The organism is Actinokineospora inagensis DSM 44258 (assembly GCF_000482865.1).
Taxonomy (GTDB): Bacteria; Actinomycetota; Actinomycetes; order Mycobacteriales; family Pseudonocardiaceae; genus Actinokineospora; species Actinokineospora inagensis.
This window is the reverse complement of the sequence record NZ_KI519516.1, coordinates 149507-168958: the sequence shown is the minus strand read 5'-3', so window position 1 is coordinate 168958 and position 19452 is coordinate 149507. Positions and strand designations below refer to the sequence as shown.

General features: G+C 71.5%; 16 protein-coding genes. 11 read left to right on the top strand and 5 right to left on the bottom strand.

What is annotated here, in order from left to right; translation table 11 throughout:
- Positions 1–31 precede the first annotated feature (31 nt).
- The 3 genes from H504_RS0126840 (at position 32) to H504_RS0126830 (ending at position 3019) form a co-directional block, all read left to right on the top strand.
- Positions 32–940 carry a hypothetical protein gene (locus tag H504_RS0126840; RefSeq protein WP_026425296.1) on the top strand — a complete coding sequence of 303 codons (909 nt, stop codon included), beginning with the start codon at positions 32–34 and terminating at the stop codon, positions 938–940.
- Positions 941–1036: 96 nt separating this feature from the next.
- On the top strand, positions 1037–2248 hold the full coding sequence (gene cobA / locus H504_RS0126835) for a uroporphyrinogen-III C-methyltransferase (RefSeq protein ID WP_035306454.1): 1212 nt from the start codon (positions 1037–1039) through the stop codon (positions 2246–2248).
- A gap of 93 nt (positions 2249–2341) precedes the next feature.
- Entirely contained in the window at positions 2342–3019 is a 678-nt protein-coding gene (locus H504_RS0126830) for a COG1470 family protein (protein ID WP_026425294.1), read from the top strand.
- Positions 3020–3049: 30 nt separating this feature from the next.
- Here H504_RS0126830 and H504_RS0126825 read toward each other — a convergent pair whose 3' ends face one another.
- The gene (locus H504_RS0126825) at positions 3050–4039 is read right to left on the bottom strand and encodes a helix-turn-helix domain-containing protein (protein WP_245614468.1); all 990 of its coding nucleotides are present in this window, start codon (positions 4037–4039) and stop codon (positions 3050–3052) included.
- A 348-nt stretch (positions 4040–4387) separates the two neighbouring features.
- Here H504_RS0126825 and aspS point away from each other — a divergent pair, with 348 nt between their 5' ends.
- The 5 genes from aspS to H504_RS0126800 all read left to right on the top strand — a co-directional run bounded on the left by aspS (position 4388) and on the right by H504_RS0126800 (position 11071).
- Positions 4388–6241: an aspartate--tRNA ligase gene (gene aspS / locus H504_RS37215; protein WP_051386303.1), complete on the top strand. Its 1854-nt coding sequence runs from the start codon at positions 4388–4390 to the stop codon at positions 6239–6241.
- 397 nt (positions 6242–6638) lie between these two features.
- Positions 6639–7862 (top strand): hypothetical protein, encoded by a 1224-nt coding sequence (locus tag H504_RS0126815; protein WP_026425292.1) that lies wholly within the window; start codon positions 6639–6641, stop codon positions 7860–7862.
- An 82-nt stretch (positions 7863–7944) separates the two neighbouring features.
- Entirely contained in the window at positions 7945–8877 is a 933-nt protein-coding gene (locus H504_RS37210) for an SGNH/GDSL hydrolase family protein (RefSeq protein WP_342668802.1), read from the top strand.
- 10 nt (positions 8878–8887) lie between these two features.
- Positions 8888–9982: a pyridoxal-phosphate-dependent aminotransferase family protein gene (locus H504_RS0126805; protein WP_026425291.1), complete on the top strand. Its 1095-nt coding sequence runs from the start codon at positions 8888–8890 to the stop codon at positions 9980–9982.
- Between the two features lie 42 nt (positions 9983–10024).
- On the top strand, positions 10025–11071 hold the full coding sequence (locus tag H504_RS0126800) for a zinc-dependent alcohol dehydrogenase family protein (protein ID WP_026425290.1): 1047 nt from the start codon (positions 10025–10027) through the stop codon (positions 11069–11071).
- A 56-nt stretch (positions 11072–11127) separates the two neighbouring features.
- Here the strand turns inward: H504_RS0126800 and ssuE are convergent, their stop codons facing one another.
- The 4 genes from ssuE to H504_RS0126780 all read right to left on the bottom strand — a co-directional run bounded on the left by ssuE (position 11128) and on the right by H504_RS0126780 (position 14928).
- Positions 11128–11661: an NADPH-dependent FMN reductase gene (ssuE, locus tag H504_RS0126795; protein ID WP_026425289.1), complete on the bottom strand. Its 534-nt coding sequence runs from the start codon at positions 11659–11661 to the stop codon at positions 11128–11130.
- 9 nt (positions 11662–11670) lie between these two features.
- Entirely contained in the window at positions 11671–12879 is a 1209-nt protein-coding gene (locus H504_RS0126790; RefSeq protein WP_026425288.1) for an acyl-CoA dehydrogenase family protein, read from the bottom strand.
- Positions 12880–12883: 4 nt separating this feature from the next.
- Positions 12884–14011, bottom strand: coding sequence for a dimethylsulfone monooxygenase SfnG (gene sfnG, locus H504_RS0126785; protein WP_026425287.1), 1128 nt, complete (start codon positions 14009–14011; stop codon positions 12884–12886).
- A gap of 275 nt (positions 14012–14286) precedes the next feature.
- The gene (locus tag H504_RS0126780) at positions 14287–14928 is read right to left on the bottom strand and encodes a TetR/AcrR family transcriptional regulator (RefSeq protein WP_026425286.1); all 642 of its coding nucleotides are present in this window, start codon (positions 14926–14928) and stop codon (positions 14287–14289) included.
- 293 nt (positions 14929–15221) lie between these two features.
- Here H504_RS0126780 and H504_RS0126775 point away from each other — a divergent pair, with 293 nt between their 5' ends.
- The 3 genes from H504_RS0126775 (at position 15222) to H504_RS0126765 (ending at position 19336) form a co-directional block, all read left to right on the top strand.
- Positions 15222–16502 (top strand): cytochrome P450 family protein, encoded by a 1281-nt coding sequence (locus H504_RS0126775; RefSeq protein WP_245614467.1) that lies wholly within the window; start codon positions 15222–15224, stop codon positions 16500–16502.
- Between the two features lie 43 nt (positions 16503–16545).
- Positions 16546–18051, top strand: a complete 1506-nt coding sequence (locus H504_RS0126770; protein WP_035306295.1) for a GMC family oxidoreductase — start codon at positions 16546–16548, stop codon at positions 18049–18051.
- Positions 18052–18262: 211 nt separating this feature from the next.
- Positions 18263–19336 carry an alpha-hydroxy acid oxidase gene (locus H504_RS0126765; RefSeq protein WP_026425283.1) on the top strand — a complete coding sequence of 358 codons (1074 nt, stop codon included), beginning with the start codon at positions 18263–18265 and terminating at the stop codon, positions 19334–19336.
- Positions 19337–19452: the final 116 nt, after the last annotated feature.

The following is a 19452-nucleotide window of genomic DNA, read 5'->3' as shown; positions in this document are numbered from 1 at the left end:
ACGGACCGCGTCGACGACCTGGGGACCACGCATGACCGAACAGCCCGCCCTCCCGGACAGACCGGCGCCCACCACCGATTCCACCGGCGCCATCCAGTTGGGCATCGTGCCGCTGCGCCCACTGACCCTGCCCGACCTGGTGAGCGGCACGTTCCAGGCGCTGCGGCGCAACGCGGGCCCACTGGTGTGGCTGGCCCTCGGGCTGACCGCGGTCGCCGAGCTGGTGAACGAGCTGCTGCAGGCGGTGTTCATCGGCTCCGTGCCCGATCTGGGGGCGCTCAACCAGCAGCGGACGTTGTCGGCGGACGAGTTGGTGCGCTACGGCGGCAGCCTGCTGATCACCACGCTCACCTTCGGCGCCTTCGGCATCCTGCTGGTGGCGGTGGCGAACGTGGTGGTGCCGCGCGCGGTCTTCGGGCACACCACCGGCACCCGGGAGGCCGTGCGGCTCGCGCTGCCCGCGCTGTGGCGGCTGCTCGGCGTCGACCTGCTGGTCGTGCTGATCACCGCGCTGATCGCCGCCCTGGCCCTGGGCCTGATCCTGGTCGTCGGCCCGGTCGGCGCCCTGGCCGCCCTGCCGCTCGCGGCGGTGCTGATCCACCTGAGCGTCGCGTTCTCGCTCGCCCCGTCGGCCGCGGTGGTGGAGGGGATCGGCCCGGCCGACGCGCTGGTCCGCTCCCGGGATCTGGTGCGCGCCGTGGGCTGGTGGCGGCTGCTCGGGTTCACCCTGCTGGTCGGGGTGGTGCTGGCCATCGTGACCGCGATCGTGGACGCCCTGTTCGGCCGGATCAGCGGCCACAGCGTCGCCGGGGACATGCTGTCCGTCGCCGTCGGCTACGCGCTCACCGTCCCGGTCGGCAACACGATGACCTCGCTGTTCTACGTCGACTACCGGGCCCGCGCCGAGGGCATCGAGGGGCTCTGGCGCAAGGCGGGCTGATCAGCCCGCTCGTTCTGTCGCAGGCCCCGTTCGTTCCATCACACTGTCGGGCGGCGGTACCGGGTTCGCGCGGGGTTGGCGTGCATGCTGTCCGGCATGGCAGTTGAGCAGCACTACCTGGCCGGGCTCGACCTGGCGGGTCGCCGGGTGGTCGTCGTCGGTGGCGGGACCGTCGCGCAGCGGCGGTTGCCCCGGCTGGTCCGGTGCGGCGCGGCGGTGGAGGTCGTGTCCCCGGAGGTGACCCCCTCGGTGCAGGGCATGGCCGACGCGGGTGAGATCACCTGGCACCGGCGGGCCTATCAGTCCGGGGACCTGCGCGACGCCTGGTACGTGCTCTGCTGCACCTCCGTCACCGAGGTCAACGCCGCTGTCGCCGAGGAGGCCGAGCGGACGCGGGTCTTCTGCGTGCGCGCGGACGCGGGCAGCGCGGGCAGCGCGGTGACCCCCGCGACGGCCGACTACGACGGTCTGCTCGTCGGTGTCCTCGCGGGCGGTGAGCACCAGCGGTCGGCGGCCGTGCGGGACGGGCTCGTGGACGCCCTGCGGGAGGGCCGGATCGCCGACCAGGAGCGGGAACCGGCCGGGGTCGCGCTCGTCGGCGGCGGTCCCGGCGATCCGGAGTTGATCACCGTCCGCGGTCGGCGGCTGCTGGCCAGGGCGGACGTGGTGGTCGCCGACCGGCTCGGGCCGCGGGACCTGCTCGACGAGTTGGCGCCCTCGGTCACCGTGATCGACGCGGCGAAGATCCCGTACGGCCGGGCGGCCAGCCAGGACGCGATCAACGCCGCTCTCGTCGAGCACGCGAAAGCGGGCAAGTTCGTCGTCCGCCTCAAGGGCGGCGATCCGTACGTGTTCGGCCGTGGGTTCGAGGAACTCATCGCCTGCGCTAAGGCAGGCGTTTCGGTCGAGGTGGTTCCGGGCGTTACGTCCGCGTTCTCCGTGCCCGCCGTCGCCGATGTCCCGGTGACCCACCGCGGGGTCGCGCACGAAGTCGTCGTGGTCTCCGGGCACATCGGACCCGACGACCCGAACACGTTGACCAACTGGGCCGCGCTGGCGGGCCTGACCGGGACGATCGTGGTCATGATGGGGGTCGACAAGTTGGCCGCGATCGCGAAGACCCTGGTGGCGGGGGGCCGGGACGCCGCGACGCCGGTCGCGGTGATCCAGGAGGGGACCACCCGCACCCAGCGAGTCGTGCGTTCCACATTGGACGAAATCGCCGCTGACGTGCTCGCGGCGGGAATCCGCCCGCCCGCCGTCACGGTGATCGGTCCGGTCGCGGGACTTAATTCCGCGCTCGCTTAGCGACAACAATCCGTACCCGTACTGCGGTTACTACGGATTGTTCCCCGTATGTCACGGGCCTGATCGTAAGGGTCCACGACAGAGGGGACCCCCGTGGCTTACGCGATCGACCCGTTCTTGAGCCCGAGCACCAGCCCGGGTGACTTCAGCCTGTCCGTGGAGCCGCTCTCGCTCCGCGCGGACCGGCCGGGTGGCGTGACCGCTGTCGTCGTGACGAAGGCGGGCACCGAGGCGCACCTGCTGTCGATGTCGGTCACCGGGCTGCCCTGCGGCGCGTTGGCCACGTTCGAGCCCAGGGTCGTCGTCGCCGGGCGCACCACCCGGCTCAGCATCGCGATCTCGGAGAAGGCCGGTCCGGGCGTCTACCCGGTCACCGTGCACGCCACCGCGGCCAACGGCATGACCGCGCGCGCGTACCTGTCGCTGACCGTCGACGACGCGACGGCGCACGAGGGCATCCGGGTGCGGTTGGTCCCGGAGGAATCGATCACGCAGCCGGGCTTCCTCGCCCAGACGCGGGTCACCGTCTCCACGGACGAGCCCGTGGAGTTGGGCGTTGACGGCGCCCCACCCGGGACCCGGGCCACGTTCAGCCCGGCGCGGTTGCCCGCGGGCGGTGGTGCCAGCACGTTGTGGATCTTCACCAGCCCGACCGCCGCGCCCGGGTCCCACCCGGTCACCGTGGTGGCGTCGGGTGCGCACGGGCGCGTCGGCGAGGCTGTCTTCACCCTGACCATCACCGAGTGGGACCGGCGCGGGCAACAGGGGTGACCGCGCCGGTGTCCCGGGAACTCCGCCGAACTAGTCCGGCCACTCCCAGCGCACGCACAGGATGCCGGGACCGAAGTCCAGGGCGACCGCGTGCGCCTTGCCGTCCAGGGTCACGTCCAGCTTGCGCCGGTTGGTCACCTGGTCGTCCATGTCCACCGTGTACTGCTCCAGGTACGCCGGGAGCGCCCTGGGGTCGAACCGCAGTTCCAGCACGAACTCGCGCACGGGTCCGGGGAACTTGCGGCAGTAGCTGTCGTCACCGCGCGAGTACGGCGGCCCCGGGTGGCGCAGCGCGTAGTCGACGATGGTGGTCTCGCCCCGGTTGAGCGGCTGGTCCAGCAGGATCTCGGCGGCGACCAGGCCCGCGGTGGGGTCCTGGGCGACCCGGCCGATCCGGCAGGTGTCACCGGCGGTGATCTCCGGGAAGGGTCTCCCGGGGACCTCGAGGTCGTAGACCATGAGCGTGCGATCGGCCCCGTCCCGCTCGGCGCGGAATACCTGGCGGATGGTGAGGGCCTTCTCGCCGCGGTCGACGGCGATCTCCATCTTGTCGTGCTGACTGATCTTGGTAAGCGCGGAGTCCGTCGTGTAGTCGATCCGCTTGAGCAGGTGCGATACCGGTTCGCTGTTGCCCCACAACGCTTCCACGGTCAGCCGGGAGGACTCCCGGTTGACCCGTCCGCGCGGCCGTGGTGGGCCGAGCAGCGCGATGAGCGAGCCGGTGGGCACCCCGAGGACGTCCTCCAGATGGCCGAGCGCGGCCAACGACTCCGCTCGCTCGGGCCTGCGCCGCCCGGACTGCCAGTAGCTCAGCGCGGTGACGCTGATGGACACGCCACGCGCGCGCAGCCGGTACTGGATCCGGTCCAGGCTCAGGCCGGAGGCCTGGATGGCCGACCGCAACGCGGTGGGGAACGCGTCGGCCGCCAGCGAGTCCGGCTGGTCGGCCGTCAACGCATGGCGAACGCTCCCGTTCTGGTGAAGCTCACGAACTGGCTCGCGGGTGATACCGCTACCCATGTTCACTCCCTGGGTTACCCCTTACGCCCTGACGGTCACATTACGTCTTAGGGGCCCCGCTGGATAGCATCAGTGTTAATTCATGGGTAACCGGATCGCTCCCTGCCGTCACCGGATAGCCTGAACAACCCCGGTGCTATACCCCCGAACGGTCCATGATCACCCTCCAAAGGGTTGACCGGAAGCGTTCCCATTGCCAGTCGGCGGGAGCGCTGCGCACGCTCGGACCGGCGGGGAGAAACCTGCTGGACACCCCCCTCGGGCGGTTGGCTAGCCTGACCGGCACAGCGCGGTGTTTCCGCAGCCCGCGCGCCATCCGAGCCAATCCTGGACAGGAGAACGCACACCGTGATCCGCACGCACGAGGCCGGAACCCTCCGCGCCGAGCACGCCGGGCAGACCGTCACCCTCGCCGGGTGGGTGGCCCGCAGGCGCGATCACGGCGGTGTCATCTTCATCGACCTGCGCGACGCCTCGGGCGTGTCGCAGGTCGTCTTCCGCGAGGGCGAGATGGCCGAGCGGGCGCACCGGCTGCGCGCCGAGTTCTGCGTCAAGGTGGTCGGCGAGGTCGCCGCCCGGCCCGCGGGCAACGAGAACCCGGAGATCCCGACCGGCGCCATCGAGGTACTGGTGACCGAGCTCCAGGTGCTCAGCGAGTCCGCGCCGCTGCCGTTCCCACTCGACGACCACCTGACCGTGGGCGACGAGGCCCGGCTGCGTTACCGCTACCTCGACCTGCGCCGCACCGCCCCGGCATCGGCCATTCGGCTGCGCAGCGAGGTCAGCCGGATCGCCCGGCAGGTGCTGCACGCGGAGCGGTTCGTCGAGGTGGAGACGCCGACGCTGACCCGGTCCACCCCCGAGGGCGCCCGCGACTTCGTGGTGCCCGCCCGGCTGCGGCCCGGTTCCTGGTACGCGCTGCCGCAGTCGCCGCAGTTGTTCAAGCAGTTGCTGATGGTCGGCGGCCTGGAGCGGTACTACCAGATCGCCCGCTGCTACCGGGACGAGGACTTCCGGGCCGACCGGCAGCCCGAGTTCACCCAGCTCGACATCGAGATGAGCTTCGTCGACCAGGACGACGTGATCGCCGTCGCCGAGCGGGTCCTCGGCGCCATCTGGGCCGAGCTGGCCGGGTACGAGATCCCGCTGCCGCTGCCCCGGATGACCTACGCCGACGCGATGGCCCGGTACGGCTCGGACAAGCCGGACGTCCGCTTCGGCGTGGAGCTGACCGAGTTGACCGAGTACTTCGCCGAGACCCCGTTCCGGGTCTTCCAGGCGCCGTACGTCGGTGCCGTGGTCATGCCGGGTGGGGCGAGCCAGCCGCGCAAGCAGCTCGACGCGTGGCAGGAGTTCGCCAAGCAGCGCGGCCACAAGGGCTTGGCGTACGTGCTCGTCGGCGAGGACGGCACGCTGGGTGGTCCGGTCGCCAAGAACCTGTCCGAGGCCGAGCGGGAGGGCTTGGCGAAGGCGGCGGGCGCCGAGCCGGGCGACTGCGTGTTCTTCGCCGCGGGCCCGGTCGCCGACGCGCGCGCCCTGCTCGGCGCGGCCCGGTTGGAGATCGGCCGCCGCTGCGGGCTCATCGACGAGTCCCGTTGGGCGTTCCTGTGGGTCGTGGACGCCCCCATGTTCGAGGAGGCGGCCGCCGCGGTCAGCGCGGGTGACGTGGCCCTGGGCGGCGGCAAGTGGACCGCACTGCACCACGCGTTCACCTCGCCCACGCCGGAGTGGATCGACCGGTTCGAGGAGGAGCCGGGCAGTGCGCTGGCCTACGCCTACGACATCGTGCTCAACGGCAACGAGATCGGCGGCGGCTCGATCCGTATCCACGACCGCGCCGTCCAGGAGCGCGTCTTCACGGTGATGGGCCTGGACGAGCAGCAGGTGCGCGAGCAGTTCGCCTTCCTGCTCGACGCGTTCGCCTTCGGCCCGCCGCCGCACGGTGGCATCGCCTTCGGCTGGGACCGGCTGGTCATGCTGCTGGCCGGGCTGGACTCGATCCGCGAGGTCATCGCCTTCCCGAAGACCGGCGGCGGCTTCGACCCGCTGACCGCGGCTCCGGCGCCGATCAGCGCGGCCCAGCGCAAGGAGGCCGGTGTTGATTTCCAGCCTCCGGCCAAGAGCGACAAGAACGACAAGACCGAGCAGTCGGCCACCGGTCCGTCGGCGACCGCGCAGTCGGCCACTGGGCAGGTCGGTTAGGCCGATCGGGCTTTCTTCGCTGAATCCGCCGGGGCGCGTTTTCCGCGCTCCGGCGGCGGTTCACGCTGTTGACCTGCTCTTATTCGCGCCCCGGCGCGGTCGGTGCGCGGTCGGTGTCCGGTGTACCGCGGTTCTTGCCCGCGGGCGGCGGCGGGTGATCTTCCCACCCGGTGGGAACTCTGTGGTGGGTGACAAACCGGATACTGGGACACCGCTGTGATTTCCTGGCAGGCCCCTCGTCGCGAATCGGTTCCGACCATTACGGTCATCTGGTCAACAGCGGCGCGGGCGGCCATCGTGGAGACCTGCGCCAGCACGTGGACTTGCACGAGGCAATCTCAGGTACAGCTCACCGGGCCGGTTCGGCCCCCTACGATCGGGAGTAGGGTCAGAGGAGATGAGTGTGGAGATCGCCGCCGATCCGCCGGGCACCGGCGAACCGGGCGGCCCCGGCGAACCCGTCCAGCCCAGCGCGGACGTACTGGCCACCGTGGTGGCCGCGGAGTCCGTGCTCACCAAGCGCTTCGGCGCCCGCATCCGGCTCGCCGAGCCGGAAGACCTCGGCGGCAGCGAACGCTCCATCGTGCTGCGGGTCAAGGTGGCCGCCAGCCCGTTCTCGCTCCCGCGCACGCTCGCCGTCAAGCGGTACGTCCACCCGGCGGGCACCGCCACCCGGGACAGTTGGGTCCGCGAGGCGGTCAGCTACCAGTTGTTCACCGCGCTGGCCGCCGAGGACCGGATGTGCCCGGAGCTGTTCGCGCACGACCCCGGCACCAACCTGCTGGTCATGGAGGACCTGGGCCGGGCGCCCACGCTCGCCGAGAAGCTGCACGGCGACGACGCCCGCGCCGCCGAGGGTGCCCTGCTGTCCTGGGCCCGCTCGCTCGGCCGCCTGCACGCCTCGACCGCGGGCCGCGAGGCCGACTTCGACGCCCTGCTGCGCAGGCTCAGCCCGCCCAAGTCGAAGGACCCGCTGACCGTGGACGGCCCCATCGCCGTCGAGGCGCTGCCGCTGTTACTCCGGACCGAGTACGGGGTGGTGACCTCGGCCGCCGCGCACGACGCGGCCCGGCGGACGCTGGCCCTGCTCGACACCGCGCGGCACCGGGCGTTCAGCCCGTCGGACTCCTGCCCGGACAACAACCTGATCACCAACCGCGGTGTCCGGTTCCTCGACTTCGAGGGCGGCTGCGTGCGGAACATGATGTTCGACGCCGCCTACCTCACCGTCCCGTTCCCCTCCTGCTGGTGCGCCTACGCGCTGCCGCCCGGGATGACCGACGCGATGCTCGCCGCCTGGCGGGCCGAGGTCCGGGTGATGTGGCCCGACCTCGACGACGACACCGTGCTGCTGCCCCGGCTGCTCGACGCCCAGGTGTTCTGGGTGTGGCTGACCACCTGGCAGTACCTGACCGTGCCGGACGTGGAGCAGCTCGGCTCCGGCGGCGCCGTGTCCCGACCGCACCAGGCCGACGTGCTGGTGGCCAGGTGGGCGGGGCTGGCGGCGGCGGCGCGGCGGGCGCACGCGGTCGAGGTGGCCGAGCACGCCGAGGGCGTTGTCACGGCCCTCACGGCGCGGTTCGGCGAACGTTCGCTGCCGCTCTACCCCGCGTTCGACTGAAACCGAAGTCTTCGCCGGTCCGACCCCGCACGGACACCGCGATCTCACCGCCGGTGAGCCATGGGGTCGCATCGTAGTCCGCGTGACCGCGCTGGGGACCGAACGCAGCACACCGACCACCACACCCACCATCACACCGACCACGAGACCGGCCACGGCACCGAACGGCGCCTGGGCGGCGGGCACGCTGGCCGTCCTCGGCGACTCGACCTCCGTGGGCATCGGCGACCCGCTGCCCGGCGGCCGGTGGCGCGGGATCGGGCCGCTGCTGGCCGACGCGCTGGGCGCCGTGCCGCACAACGTCGCGGTGACCGGGGCCAGGATGGCCGACGTCCGCGCCGAACAGCTCCCGGCGGCGCTGGCGGCCCGGCCGGACGCGGCGGTGGTGATCGTCGGCATGAACGACACGCTCCGGTCGGACTTCGACCCGGAGGAGATGCGGGTCGACCTGACCCACGTCGTCGCCGAGCTGCAGCGGGTCGGCACCGTCGTCGTGCTGGCCCGCTACCACGACCACGCGCGGGTGTTCCGGCTGCCGACGTCGCTGCGCCGGGCGCTGCGGACCCGGATCGAGCGGCTCAACGTGATGATCGACGCCGTGGTCGCCGCGACCGGGGCGCCGTACCTGGACCTCGACGGCCTGCCCGGCGCCTACGAGACCACGGCCTGGAGCGTGGACCGGCTGCACCCGTCGGAGCTGGGGCACCGCCTGCTGGCCAAGGGGTTCGCCGAGGTGCTGGCCGCGCGGGGCTGCGTGGTCCGGAACCCGGTGAGCCTGGCCTGCGAGGGCGGTCTGCAGGCCAGTCCGGCGGCGCACGTGGCGTGGCTGGTCATCAAGGGCATCCCGTGGCTGTGGCGGCGTGGCCGGGACCTGGTGCCGTACGCGGTGGGGATCATGTGGCGCGGGTACGCCGACCCGGTCGCGGCGCCGGTGTCCCCGTCGGGTTCGCCGTCGTTGCCAGGGCCGGTGTTGGCCTGTGGACAACTTGAGGCGGAGGCGGGGCTGCGTCCGTAGAGTTCCCGGCATGGCACTGGTTGACCGCACCCTGCTCGGCCCCGGACCGTCGAACCCGTACCCGGAGGCGACGGCCGCCCTGGCCGCCCCGCTGCTCGGGCACCTCGACCCGGAGTTCCTCCGCGTCCTCGACGAGACCTGCACCCGCCTGCGGGTGGTGTGGGGAACGGCGAACGCGCGCACGTTACCGTTGTCGGGCACCGGTTCCATCGGCATGGAGGCGGCGTTCGCGAACTTCGTGCACCCGGGCGACGTGGTGGTCGTCGGTGTGAACGGGATGTTCGGCGAGCGGATGGTCGAGGTGGCCGGTCGGTACGGTGCCGATGTGGTCCGGGTGGACCACGACTGGGGAACCCCGGTGGACACCGAGCGGGTGCTGGCCGCGCACCCGGAGCCCTCGCTGGTGGCCGCGGTGCACGCGGAGACGTCGACCGGTGTGCGCAGCGACATCCGCGAACTGTCGCTCGCGGTGCACAAGCGGGATGAGCGCGGGCTGGTGCTGGCGGACTGCGTCACGTCGCTGGCGGGCATCGAGGTCGCCGTCGACGGGTGGGGGGTCGACATCGCGTACTCGGGCACCCAGAAGTGCCTCGGGGTCGCGCCGGGCCTCGCGCCGTTCACCGTGTCGCCGCGCGCGTGGGACCGCCGCGTCCAGCGCCCGCCGACGTGGTACCTGGACCTGAACCTCATCGGGGCCTATGTGGACGGTTCCGGTGGTGGCCGCACGTACCACCACACCGCGCCGGTCGCCATGATCGCCTCGCTGCACGCCGCGCTCGGCCGGGTCATGGAGGAGGGCTTGGAGCAGGTGTGGGAGCGGCACCGCGCCGCGGGCGCCCAACTGCACGACGGCCTGCGCGAGTTGGGGTTGGAGCTGTTCGCCGCCGAGGGGCACCGGCTGCCGGAGCTGACCACCGTCCGGGTGCCCGAGGGGGTCGACTCGGCGAAGGTCCGCCAGGTCCTGCTCACCGAGTACGGCATCGAGATCGGCGCCGGGGTCGGCGCGTTCGCCAGTTCGGTGTGGCGCATCGGGTTGATGGGCCACAACGCCCGGCCGGACCGGGTCGAGCTGGTGCTCGCCGCGCTGCGCCGCGCGATGGCCTGACCCGGCCCCGGAAATTATCTGTCTACTGTGGAGGAATGACCTATGCGCGCCACCGTGATGCACGGTGCGGGTGACGTCCGGCTCGAAGACCTGCCCGACCCGGTCGTGCAGCGGCCGACCGACGCGCTGGTGCGGATCGTCGCGTCCTGCGTGTGCGGTTCGGACCTGTGGGGGTACCGGGGCGTCAACCCGCAGGACGGCCCGCGTCAGATGGGGCACGAGTTCGTCGGTGTCGTGGAGGACGTCGGCACCGAGGTCCGCACGGTTCGGCCGGGGGACTTCGTGATCGCCCCGTTCGCGATCAGCGACGGCACCTGCGCCGCGTGCCGCAACGGGATCCACACGTCCTGCGAGCGCGGCGGGTACTGGGGTGGCGAGGTCCGCGCCGGGTACCCGACCGGCGGCGGCCAGGCCGAGTACGTCGTGTCGCCGTTCGCCGACGGCACCCTCGTCGCCACCCCCGAGGCACCCGACCAGGACCTGGTGCCCAGCCTGCTCAGCCTGTCCGATGTGCTCGGCACCGGCCACCACGCCGCCGTGTCCGCCAAGGTGGGCAAGGGCGACACGGTCGTCGTGGTCGGCGACGGCGCGGTCGGCCTCAGCGCTGTCCTCGCCGCCGCCCGCCTCGGCGCGGAGCGGATCGTCGCCATGTCCCGGCACGCCGACCGGCAGGCGCTGGCCACCGATTTCGGCGCCACCGACATCGTCTCCGCCCGTGGCGACGACGGCGTCCAAGAGGTCCGCGACCTGCTCTCCGGCGGCGCTGACGCCGTCCTCGAATGCGTCGGCACCAAGCAATCCATGGACCAGGCCCTCTACTCCGTGCGCCCCGGCGGCCGCATCGGCTACGTCGGGGTCCCCGCCGGTGGCCCCGAGTTCCCCGTCCGCCACCTCTTCTCGAACAACATCTCCGTCGCGGGCGGCGTCGCCCCGGTCCGCGCCTACCTGCCGGAACTCCTGACCGACGTGCTGAACCGGAAAATCAACCCTGGCAAGGTCTTCGACGCGGACTACAGCCTCACCACCGTCGCCGACGCCTACGCCGACATGGACAACCGCAAGGTGGTCAAGCCACTGCTGCGTCCGTAGCAAGGGAAAGGGGCGGATTTCCCGGAAATCCGCCCCTTTCCCAGCTCGCCCCGGCTTCAGGCCGCGACCGGCAGTACCCGGGAGAAGGTGTCCACCACCGAGAGCAGCGGCCCCTCGGCCACCGGGTCCAGCACCACGCCCGCGTCGGTCACGGTGATGTGCTGGTCGAGCACGAACCAGCCCGGCACCACGTGGTGCGCGCCCAGGGACGAGAGCACCGGCCGCAGCGCGTAGTCGAGGGCGAGCACGTGGGCCGGGCTGCCGCCGGTCAGCACCGGCAGCACGGTCTTGCCCGCCAGCGCGAACTGCGGCAGGAGGTCCAGCAGGGCCTTCAGCACGCCGGTGTAGGCGGACTTGTAGACCGGGCTGGCCACCACCACGCCGTCGGCCGCCTCGATGGCCGCCGCGACCTCGACGATGGCCGGGTCGGTGACGTCGGCGTGCAGCAGCGCCACCGGGGGCAGGTCGCGCACGCGGATCAGCCGCGCGGTGTGCCCGTCGGTGCGCAGGCGGGCGGCGAGGAGTTCGGCGAGGGCGGCCGTGCGGGAGGTGGCGGAGGGGCTGCCGGAGAGGACGACGATCGTGGACACGGGGGCTCCTCAGGAGTACCAGGTGGGTTGGGGGATCTCGTCGGTGAGGATGAAGGTGCCGACCTCACGGCGTTTGTAGGCGACGCGGTCGTGCAGGGTGTGCGTGCGCACGTTGCGCCAGAACCGGTCCAGGCCCTCGCGGCTCGCGGTGGAGCGGGCGCCGGTGACCTCGAATACACCCGCGGTGATCTCCAGGGCGACCTCGGTCGCCCGCGCTTTGACGGCGGCGACCCGGATCTCGTGTTCGCCGCGGCCGCGTTCGGTGACGGCGTCGGGTGCCCGGTGGATGGCGTCCGCCTCGACGGCCACCTGGTCGGCGAACGCCTCGACCGCCCAGAGCTTGGCGGTGAGATCGCCGTAGGTGTCGAGGATGTAGGGCTCGTCGACGGCGCGGGTGTGGCCGCTGTAGAGCCACGGCCGCGTCTTCTCGGTCGTGTAGGTGCGGGCGGTCTCCAGCGCGCCGCGGGCGATGCCGAGGTAGAAGTTCACGAACACCAGTTGGATCACCGGCACGTTCAGCGTGTTGTAGACCCTGGGCGTGAACTCCTTGTCGACGTACCCGGCGGCACTGGCCCACGGCACCCGGACGTCGGTGATGGTCACGCTGCCGGACTCGGTGAGCCGCTGGCCGATGTTGTCCCAGTCGTCGTGGAAGGTGATGCCCTCGCTGTCGGACGGCACGATCGCGAAGATGTGCTTGTCCGTGCCCGCCAGCACCCCTTCCAGGACGGTCAGGTCGGACACCTTGCTCCCGGTGGAGAACGACTTCCGTCCGTTGTAGACGATGTCGTCGCCGTCCTCGGTGATGGTCAGGTCGGAGTCGCGCGGGTTCACCGCCCCACCGAAGAAGAACCGGTTGGTCGTCGCCAGTTCCTCCACCGCCGCGATCTGGTCCGGTGTGCCGACCAGCCGCGCCGCCCAGAACCACAGGTAGTGGTATCCGAGCAGTTGGCCGATGGACCCGTCCGCCTTCGCGATCTCCCGGATGACCCGGTACGCGGTCGGCCAGTCCTGCCCGCCGCCACCGTGCCCGGTCGGGCCGAGCAGCGTCACCAGCCCGGAGTCCTTCAGCAACTGTATTTCCGCGTGCGGGGTCTTCCCCTCCCGGTCGCGGGTGACGGCGTCGACGGCGAGCAGGGCCGACACCTCGGCGGCGCGGTCCAGCCAGCCTCGGGCGTCGGTGGGCGCGGTCTTGGTCCAGTCAGCGGTCGTGGTCACGAGTTCAGCCTTTCACCGGGATCGGTTCGGGTACGCCTGCGCCGCGGTCGGCGTCGGCCTCGAGAGCGCGCACGATGGGGAGCACGTGGCTGCCGAAGTACTCGACTTCCTCGTGGTAGTGCAGGAATCCGAGCAGGGCCAGGTCGACGCCGCGGGCGCGGTAGTCGACCAGCCGGTGGGCGATCTGTTCCGGGGTGCCGATCAGCTTGCTGCGGAACCCGTCGTTGTACTGCACCAGGTCGTCGAACGAGGAGTCCGCCCACATCCCCTTCCCGTCGGTCGTGGAGCCGCCCGCCTGGCGCACGGCGTCGCGGAATCCGCGCACCGCCTCCGGGTCGGCTTTCGCGACGATCTCGCGCAGCGTCTCGCGGGCCTCGGCCTCGGTGTCCCTGGCGATGAGGAAACCGTTGAGGCCGAACCGGACCCGCCGCCCGTTCGCCGCCGCGGCGGCGCCGACCTCGGCCACCTGCTCGGCGACGCCGTCGAAGTCCTTGCCGTTGCTGAAGTACCAGTCCGACACCCGACCGGCCATGGCGCGGGCCGCGGTGGAGTTGCCGCCCTGGAAGATCTCCGGGTGTGGACTCTGCACCGGCTTGGGCTTGAGGTCGTAGCCGCGCAGCCGGTAGAAGTCACCGGCGAACTCGGCCCGCTCGGCGGTCCAGCTCGCCTGCAGCACCCGGATGAACTCCTCGGCGCGCCGGTAGCGCTCGTCGTGCTCCAGCCAGGGTTCGCCGAGGGCGGTGAACTCGCCCTTGAACCAGCCGGACACCACGTTCACCGCGATCCGGCCCGCGGACAGGTGGTCGGCGGTGGCGATCAGCTTCGCCAGCACCGCCGGGTGCCACAGCCCGGGGTGCACCGCGGCGATGACCTTGAGCCGGGTGGTCGCCAGCAGCAGCGCCAGGCTGAAGCTGGTCGACTCGTGCTGGTAGGCCGCGCCGTAGCTCGCCATGTAGCGAACCTGGGTCAGCGCGTAGTCGAACCCGTTGTCCTCGGCCAGCACGGCGAGTTTCCGGTTGTACTCATACGACCAGTCGGTGCGCTGCTCGATGTCGCTGACAACGAGGCCACCGCTCACATTGGGCACCCAGTAGGCGAACTGGAGCGGACGGACGTCATGGGCTTCGGGCACGGGTGACTCCACGGGGGTTGCCGGGCACGCCGAGGACACCGCCGAACGGGGACGGTGCCGGGAGAGGGGTTCAGCGCGGACAGGCCTGACTGCAGACCCGGGCGAAGTCGACGTGCCTGCGCCTGGTCAGGCGGCGGGCGGGCTTCGCGGTGGACACGGGTCCATCCGAACACCGGTCCCGATGTCGGTCAACCACGGCGCCGGGACGTCCACCGGGTGGGAAGGGGTGCGCCCGATGGGGTGGCGTGGACCCCGTACCCCTTCAGCCCGCCTCGTCAGCTCACGGGGAGCAGGCCCGGGTCGGTGGCGATGCCGCGCAGCACCCGCAGGATGGCCGCGCGGGAGCGGTCGTAGACGGAGAAGTCGTCGTTGAGCACCGAGTTGGCGTTCGCGGTCTCCATGAACGAGATCAGCTCGAAGGCGACCTGCTCGCTGGGCACCTCGGCGGTGACCTCGCCGATCGCCCTCGCCGCGTCGATGGTGGTCTCGATCAGCCGGGACCAGCGGCCGGACAGCTCGGCCAGGGTGTCGCGGACCCGGCCCGGCTGGGCGTCGAACTCGGCGGAGACGGCGAAGAAGAAGCAGCCGCCGGGGAAGACGCGGCCCCGGGAGTAGTCCTGCCAGCTCTCGCACAGCCGCCACACCTTGTCCACCCCGGGCGGCAGCTCCAGCACCGGGGCGATCACGGTCTCGGCGTAGATCCGCAGCGCGGCGTCGATTGTGGCCAATTGCAGCTCCTCTTTGGAGCCGAACAGCCCGAACACCCCGCTCTTGCTCAGGTCGAGGTCACCGGCCAGCCTGCCCAGCGACAGGCTGGTGAGCCCTTCCACTGAAGCGATCTCGACCGCGCGGGCCACGACCAGCCCGCGCGTGTGGTTGCCCCGTTGGACACGTCCGTCCACTCGAGCCTGGGTCATCACTCAACACTCTCTTGGGGGATTTCGCGGGGACGGTGGTTGTGCGGTGGATGTCGATCCTACGCCGGTTTGGTCCGGATGCCGCCGCGCGGGGCCGGTGTTTCCGGTGGTGGCGGCGTTCGGGTCCGTCCGATTGGGAGGGAGGGTCGGCGCAGGTCGGTCGGTCACGTTTAGTACAGCGTACTAAAATAAGCCGCACGACCGATCGGCCTTTCGTGTTAGTCTCGGGCGCGTCCGGTCGTCAGACTGCGACGGGGGATAGCAGAGCCGATCCGGTCCAACCGAGGAGTGTCGTGTCTCAGGAAAGCGCCTTACGGCAAGACCAACAATCCGCCCGCCCCGAGGACAAGGACCTGTTCGTCTTCAAGGTCACCGACATGCAGGACCCGCACACGATCTACGACCGGCTGCGCGCCGAGTCGCCGGTGCGCGAGGTCCTGATGCCCAACGGGTTGCGCGTCTGGATGGTCACCCGCCACGAGGACGTCCGGGCGGTGATGGCGGACCGCCGCTTCTCCAGCGACCTGGTCCGCGGCCGCAAGATGGTCGAGACCGGCTCGGACGTGCCGCCCACCCAGGAGGAGTACGGCACCCAGTTCGGCAGGCACCTGCTCAACGTCGACCCGCCGGACCACACCCGGCTGCGCCGCTTCATGGCCAAGGCGTTGACCCCGCGCCGGATGGAGGGCCTCAAGCCCAACGTCCTCCAGTTGGTCGACGACCTGCTCGACGCGATCGACCCGTCCGGCGAGGTCGACCTGATCTCCCAGTTCGGCAGCCCGCTCCCGCTGACCGTGATCTGCGACCTGTTCGGCGTGCCCGCGGCCGACCGCACCGCGTTCCACGGCTGGGCGCTGGACGTGGGCACCGACAGCGCCCCGGTCGCGCTCACCTCGGACAACCGGTCCGAGGCCGCCAAGTCCTCGGCCGCCGCGATGGCCGCCTACCTGATCGAGCTGATCGCCGAGAAGCAGCGCCACCCCGAGGACGACCTGCTCACCGCGCTGATCACCGCCCGCGACGAGGACCAGCAGCTCACCGCGGTCGAGGTCGTGTCGATGGCGTTCCTCACCCTGTTCGCCGGGCACGAGACCGTGGTGCACCTGATCGGCAACGGCACGCTCAGCCTGCTCACCCACCCCGACCAGTTGGCCAAGCTGCGCGCGGACTTCACGTTGCTGCCCAACGCGGTCGAGGAGTTCCTGCGCTACGACGGCCCGGCGAACACCTCGATGATGCGGTACTCGACCGAGGACGTGGAGATCGGCGGGGCCACCATCCCGGCGGGCTCGTTCGTGGCCACCATCCTCACCTCGGCCAACCGGGACGGCGAGTTCTTCACAGAGGCGGACCGGATGGACATCACCCGGCCGATGGGCGGGCACATGACCTTCGGCCACGGCATCCACTACTGCGTCGGCGCCCCGCTGGCCAGGATCGAGGGCAGGGTCGCCTTCGAGAAGCTGCTGACCCGTTTCCCCAAGCTGCGGCTGGCGGTCGACCCGGCCAGTCTGGTGTGGCAGTCCAACACCCTCATCCGCGGGCTGAGCACGCTCCCGGTCCGGGTCGACTGATCGGCGCTACCCCATCACTGGCACTCACACGAAGATCGGGTTCATGACACACGATGTGATCGTCGTCGGCGCGGGCGCAGCGGGCTGCGTGGTGGCCGCCAGGCTCACCGAGGACGCCAACCGCTCGGTGCTGCTGCTCGAGGCGGGTCCGCACTACGCCACCGAGGAGCAGTGGCCGCCGGAGCTGCTCGACGGGCTCGGCTTCCCGCGCGACCACGACTGGGGGGTCGTGAGCGCCCCGCTGGTCAACGGTGGGCACACGTTCCCGATCCCGCGCGGCAAGGTCGTCGGCGGGTCGACCGCCGTCAACTTCTGCGTCGCCCTGCGCAGCAGGCCCACCGACCACCGCGCGTGGGCGGATCTGGGCCTGCCGCGCTGGTCCTGGGACGAGGTGCTGCCCGTCTACCAGGCCATCGAGCACGACTACAACGCCGAGCCGCGGGTGCCAGCGGGCCGGGTCCCGATCCGGCGGTACGCCCGCGACGAGTTGACCGACACCCAGGAGCGCTTCCTGACCGCCTGCGAGAAGGCGGGTTTCGCGCTGGTCGACGACCACAACGCGCCCGACTCGCTGGGCGCGGGCAGCACCCCGCTCAACCAGGTGGGCGGCAGGCGCTACAACGCGGCGCTGGTGTACCTGGCCGACGCCGCCGACCGGCCGAACCTCACCGTCCGGTCGGACGCCGAGGTGGACACCGTGCTGATCCGCGACGGCCGCGCGGTCGGTGTCCGGTTGGCCTCCGGTGAGGAGATCACCGCCAAGCAGGTCGTGCTCAGCGCGGGCGCCTACGGCAGCCCGGCGATCCTGCTGCGCTCGGGGGTCGGCCCGGCCGAGCACCTGCGCGAGGTCGGCGTGGACGTGGTCGCCGACCTGCCCGGCGTCGGTTCGGTCCTGCTGGAGCACCCGGCCACCCCGGCGATCTTCGCCGTCGCCGAGGACCGCCCGGCGCAGCGGCCCGCGCCGCTGCGCACGATGCTGTCGATCAAGACCAGCCCGGCCGAGCCGGACGTGGACGTGCACATCCACGCCATGGCCGCGATGCCCGCCCGCCCGGCCGAGGGCCACCCGACCGGGTTCGACCTGCGGATGACCTCGGCGCTGGTCGCCCCGCACTCGGTCGGCTCGGTGCGGCTGGCCTCCGCCGACCCGGCCGCCCTGCCCGTCGTCGACACGGGCATCTACCGGGATCCGCGCGACGCCGAGCGGGTCGCCGAGGGGCTGCGGGTGATCCGCAGGCTGGTCGAGCAGTCGCCGCTGGCGAGTGTCGTGTCGGCGGAGCGGTTGCCCGGCGCGGGGGTCGCGGACGCGGACCTCGTCCAGGCGGTGCACGCGACGGTCGGCACGTACAACCACCCGGTCGCCACCTGCCGGATGGGGGTCGACTCGGACGCCGGTGCCGTGGTTGACGAGACCTGCCGGGTGCGCGGGATCGACGACCTGTGGGTCATCGACGCCGCCGCGATCCCGGTGAGCCCGCGGTCGACCACCACGCTGCCGGTGCTGATGCTCGCCGAGCGCGCGGTGTCGCTGAACTGGCCCAACGCCTGACCCCTGTTTCTGGACCCCTGCTACCGCTCTGACGTGGGCAACGGTCGATAAACCGCTGTCTGGGGAGAAAAACGTACGAACGATCGGCCTTGTTGGGTACACTGACGGCCGAGGTCGACCGGTGGGCCGGGACGCGTTGTCCCGGCCCACCGGAAGGGCATCGACCTGTGGCATCAGTGGTGGGGGGACTTTCGTGGCGGAGAGTCAGGGGATGGGCGACTTGCTGTGCCTGGCGGACTACGAGACGGCGGCCGAGGACCGATTACCGGAGCCCACCTGGGGTTTCCTGCAGGGCGGCAGCGGGGCGGAGATCACCCTGGGTGCCAACCGCGCCGCGTTCGACCGGCTGGCCCTGCGACCGCGGGTGCTGGTCGACGTGGCGAAGACGGACCTGGGCGCGACGCTGCTCGGTGACCCGGTGCGGGCGCCGATCGGCATCGCGCCCATGGCATACCACCGGCTCGCGCACCCGGACGGCGAGGTGGCCACCGCGCGCGCCGCCGCCGAGCACGGCGTGCCGTTCGTGCTGAGCATGTTCGCCAGCCGCACCTTCGCCGACGTCGCCGCGGTGACCACCGCCCCGCTGTGGCTGCAGTTGTACTGGCTGCGCCGCCGGGACGCGTTGGCCGATCTGATCCGCCGGGCCGAGGACGCGGGAATTCGCGCACTGGTCCTCACCGTGGACGCGCCGCGGGTGGCCCGCAGGCTTCGGGACCTGCGAAGCGGATTCACGGTTCCCCCGGATATCACGGCGGCCAATGTGGACCCGGCCGCGATGGCGGTCGCGCAAACGGGCGAATCCGGTTCGTCGATTCAGAGTCATTCCCGGGAGCAATTCGACCCGACGATCACGTGGTCGGATCTCGGGTGGTTGCGAGAATTCACCCGGTTGCCGGTGCTGCTCAAGGGAATTCTGCACCCGGACGACGCGCGGTTGGCCGTGGAACACGGGGTTGACGGCGTCATCGTGTCCAATCACGGGGGTCGTCAGCTCGATTCGGCCATTGCGGCGGTCGACGCGCTGCCCGCGGTGGCGCGCGAGGTGGCCGGGCGGGTACCGGTGCTGGTCGACGGCGGCGTGCGCCGGGGCACCGACGTGCTCAAGGCGCTGGCCCTCGGCGCGGACGCGGTGCTGGTCGGACGGCCGGTGCTGCACGGGTTGGCCGTGGCGGGCGCCGCGGGCGCCGGTGCGGTGCTCGGCCTGCTGCGCGACGAGCTGGCGGAGGCGATGGTGCTCGCCGGTGCTCCCCGGTTGGCCGACATAGGCCCGGGATTGCTCCCTTAGCGTACGGTCCGGGTTGGACTGTCCTATTTCGCTGGATACCACACGATTGGGTTTCCGATGTTCCCGTCGTTCGCTGTATCTACCCGGCGGTACGCTTCTCCTGCGCGCAATCGCTG

What these genes read in the sequence shown, in the direction of transcription:
- H504_RS0126840 (WP_026425296.1), top strand. Translation starts at nt 32, where the DNA reads ATGACCGAACAGCCCGCCCTCCCGGACAGACCGGCGCCCACCACCGAT.
- cobA (WP_035306454.1), top strand. Translation starts at nt 1,037, where the DNA reads ATGGCAGTTGAGCAGCACTACCTGGCCGGGCTCGACCTGGCGGGTCGC.
- H504_RS0126825 (WP_245614468.1), bottom strand. Translation starts at nt 4,039, where the DNA reads ATGGGTAGCGGTATCACCCGCGAGCCAGTTCGTGAGCTTCACCAGAAC.
- H504_RS0126815 (WP_026425292.1), top strand. Translation starts at nt 6,639, where the DNA reads ATGAGTGTGGAGATCGCCGCCGATCCGCCGGGCACCGGCGAACCGGGC.
- H504_RS0126805 (WP_026425291.1), top strand. Translation starts at nt 8,888, where the DNA reads ATGGCACTGGTTGACCGCACCCTGCTCGGCCCCGGACCGTCGAACCCG.
- H504_RS0126800 (WP_026425290.1), top strand. Translation starts at nt 10,025, where the DNA reads ATGCGCGCCACCGTGATGCACGGTGCGGGTGACGTCCGGCTCGAAGAC.
- H504_RS0126780 (WP_026425286.1), bottom strand. Translation starts at nt 14,928, where the DNA reads ATGACCCAGGCTCGAGTGGACGGACGTGTCCAACGGGGCAACCACACG.
- H504_RS0126770 (WP_035306295.1), top strand. Translation starts at nt 16,546, where the DNA reads ATGACACACGATGTGATCGTCGTCGGCGCGGGCGCAGCGGGCTGCGTG.
- H504_RS0126765 (WP_026425283.1), top strand. Translation starts at nt 18,263, where the DNA reads ATGGGCGACTTGCTGTGCCTGGCGGACTACGAGACGGCGGCCGAGGAC.